This is a genomic window from Mycobacterium sp. ABE4_509 (assembly GCF_056160785.1).
Map to the genome: position 1 here is coordinate 1 of NZ_JBSWXU010000263.1, position 3093 is coordinate 3093.

3 protein-coding genes and 1 pseudogene are annotated in these 3093 nt (G+C 68.6%); 1 reads left to right on the forward strand and 3 read right to left on the reverse strand.

Annotation, left to right across the window (positions count from 1 at the left end):
- The first annotated feature begins 574 nt into the window (after positions 1 to 574).
- Positions 575 to 973 carry a transcriptional regulator gene (locus ACXAID_RS27640; protein WP_475025362.1) on the forward strand — a complete coding sequence of 133 codons (399 nt, stop codon included), beginning with the start codon at positions 575 to 577 and terminating at the stop codon, positions 971 to 973.
- A 39-nt stretch (positions 974 to 1012) separates the two neighbouring features.
- Here ACXAID_RS27640 and ACXAID_RS27645 read toward each other — a convergent pair whose 3' ends face one another.
- The 3 genes and pseudogenes from ACXAID_RS27645 to ACXAID_RS27655 all read right to left on the reverse strand — a co-directional run.
- Positions 1013 to 2191 (reverse strand): hypothetical protein, encoded by a 1179-nt coding sequence (locus ACXAID_RS27645; RefSeq protein ID WP_475025363.1) that lies wholly within the window; start codon positions 2189 to 2191, stop codon positions 1013 to 1015.
- Entirely contained in the window at positions 2188 to 2679 is a 492-nt protein-coding gene (locus ACXAID_RS27650) for an ImmA/IrrE family metallo-endopeptidase (protein WP_475025364.1), read from the reverse strand. The genes ACXAID_RS27645 and ACXAID_RS27650 overlap by 4 nt, the downstream gene beginning before the upstream one ends.
- Positions 2680 to 2740: 61 nt before the next feature.
- Positions 2741 to 3093, reverse strand: a pseudogene (locus ACXAID_RS27655) (hypothetical protein); the annotation flags it as partial.

Here is a 3093-nt window from a genome sequence, read left to right on the forward strand (position 1 = left end):
CCCTGGCGGTGACCGGCGCGACCGCCGGCGGTGCGCTGGCGGCCGCCGTCATAGCCCGCATCCGCGCCCGACACCGGGCCACGACGGGGCCTTGCGCCGACGCCAGTTCTGACGGGGTAACGTCCACCGGCCGCAATGCCATTGGCTACTGACAAATTCCTTCCCGGCAGAACCCGGCCGCGCGCCTGAACTTTCGCCCGCCACATGGTGTGAAGGGCAGGGACCGGTGGCTGAGCGCGCGATGTAGTCCAGGTGACCAGCAAACGCTACAGCCGACCCGTGACGGGTCGGCAACAGTTGCCGGGGAAAATTTCGGCCGATCGCCGGCCAACGGTTTCGCCAGAGCTGGGCCACTATTAGCTACGGTACCGTTAGTATTTGCTTAAGCGCACCGCAGCCCCGCAGTGCGAGGTGTAACCGGCGGTCCCGCCAAGCTCAGTGCCGGCGGTACCGCAGTGGGAGCCGGGTGAAGTTTTGCCTGGTTTGCACTTGGTTGTACAAGGAACTGTCGCTACGATGATCAGCAAATACGCCGCCCCGGATTCCCGCTCATCTTCACGTGGAGGTCACACCCATGAGCAATACGTTCGCCGCTCGCCTCAACCGGCTCTTCGATACCGTCTACCCGCCCGGACGCGGTCCGCACACCTCAGCTGAGGTGATCGCCGCACTCAAGGCCGAGGGGGTCACGATGTCGGCGCCATACCTCTCCCAGCTGCGCTCGGGCAACCGAACCAACCCGTCGGCGACCACGATGGCCGCGCTTGCCAACTTCTTCCGGATCAAGCCTGCCTACTTCACCGACGACGAGTACTACGAGAAGCTCGACAAGGAGCTCACGCTGCTGGCAGGCATGCGCGACGAGGGCGTTCGCCGAATTGCAGCCCGGACGGTCGGGTTGTCAGCCGAAGCCAAGCAGGATCTCGTCGTAAAGGTCGACGAACTGCGCCGTCGCGAAAACCTCGCCGATTAGCTTCTCGCGGCGCCGGCACCGGCGTCGGCGAATCAGCCCTCAGACCGACCGCGCACCGCTGTCACCGCGGGCGCACTGCCGGTATTGTCCGGCGATCTCGAGAATCCACTCCCGGTCGGAGTACGTGACCGGTTGACGCAGCCATCCGAGGCCGGGGAACGCGGCTCGGCCCGCGTCTCGCGCATCGCCTCGACCTGCGTGGATCCATTCGGCGACGGCGGCGGCCTGCTCGGTCGGCGGCACGTCGACGGACTCCAGTTCGACCTCCGGATCGGCGCCGTCGGCGTCGTCGGAGTCAGCGGCGTGTCCGGTGGCGGTACCCGCACTGTCGACCCGCCGCAGCGCGCTGTGGGCCGCGGTGGCCTCCAGAAACAGCGCATCGGAGATGAGTGACATCCGCTCGGCGACGCGGAACACCAGAGGTCCGCGCGGACGCACCCCGATTCCCACGTCCGGGTGACGCCGGCCGAGTTCGTCGAGCAGCGGCGCGATGATGCGCAGCTCGCGGCGGGCCCCGAACCAATCCTCGAGGCTGGGCAGCAGCGAGCCCGCGGCTACCACGAGCATCGCGCAGCCCAGCAGGGTGGCGGCGGCGCCGATCCCCACCAGCCGGGTGCCCCCGACCGCGCGCAGCACGAAGAACGCGAGCGCAGCGACGATCAGCACGATCCCGATGGTGAATACGAACAGGGCGCGGCCACGGCGCGTGCGGTTGGAGTGACGTAACCCGGCCCAGACCACCAGGCTCAGCGCCAGCAGCACGTAGAGCAGTGGCAGCAGCCACGGCAGCGCGGTGCCTCCGGAAGCGAGGTTGCGGCGCAGGTACTCCTGCGGTGCCATCTCGGGCTGCTGGCCGGCCGCGAAGAACACGACGAGGCTGATCACAGCGATGACGACGGCCACGCCGTACTGGGCCATGGCGATCCGCCGGAGCGCGCCGGGGCTGCGGCTCGATGAGACCGACGTGATCATCACGCAGCTTCCGGCCGCACAGCCGATCAGCGCGACCTGGCTGAGTCCGACCGAGACGTTGGGCCAGTGCGCCACGGTGTCGATCAGCAGGGTCAGCGGCGGCCAGTTCAGCGCCGCCACCACGCCGAGACTGCCCAGGGCCAGGATCATCGCACTGCTGACCAGTGACTGTTTGTTGACCAGCGCCCAGCCGATGCGCAGACCGGTCGCCAATCCGAGCAGACCGGCGATCACCCAGATGATCAACCAAACGCCTCTCCGAGCCGGACCTGGACGATCGACGAGCGGTCCGAGGGCAGTCGACCCAGACGGTAGATGAGCAGCGCGGCGAAGTCCTCGGCTTCCTGTTCGACGTCCTCACCGCCGGGCCCCATGCAGCCCGTTCGTTGGTTGAGCATGTAGCCGATCAGGTCCGAGGTGGCCAACTCGGTGCTTTCCGCTGCCGCCTGGGCCACCGGGATGCCCTCGTGCCCGAGCACCAGATGGCCGAGTTCGTGGGCGAGCGTGCGGTCCCAGGCGGGCAGGCCACGTTGGATGAGGAAGACATCGCGATCGCTGTACTGGCGCCACTGGCCGCAGACACCGGGAGGGAGATCCGCGGTCTCGATGTCGATCGGTCGACCGCGGCAGTCACCAACGGCCTCGACCAGCCGGATCAGCGAAACCTCACCCTCCCGCGGGGCAAGGTCGAGAACGTCGTTGACGGCGCTGGTCACCCGTCGACTCGCAGGCATACAACCCCCTCTCTGTGCTCCTACTATCCGCTGCTCAGCCTTCTCAGGAGGGCAGTTCCCGTCAGTTCATGAACGTTGTCGTTCCGCCGGCCCGCACCGCGCGGCCCGCTTTGGCCTGGCGGTACCCCACCAGCCCGCCAGCACCGGTGAGCACCAAGATCCCCGCAAGGCCCGGCACCGCCAACGCCGCCACCTGCGAGAGGCCTGCCCCGCGCAGGTAATCGCCGTACCCCGACCGGTAGGACGAGGTCGGGAGACCGGCATTGCTTCCAGCCGTGGCGGGCAGTGGACCGCGCGCCGGCGGCGACCCCGCAGGGGCGGGTCGAGGCCCCGCGGGCACGGCTGCGGCACCACCACCGAATCCGGTTGGTCCGGCCCCGGCCGGCACGGCCCCTCCACCCGGTGCGCCCGCAC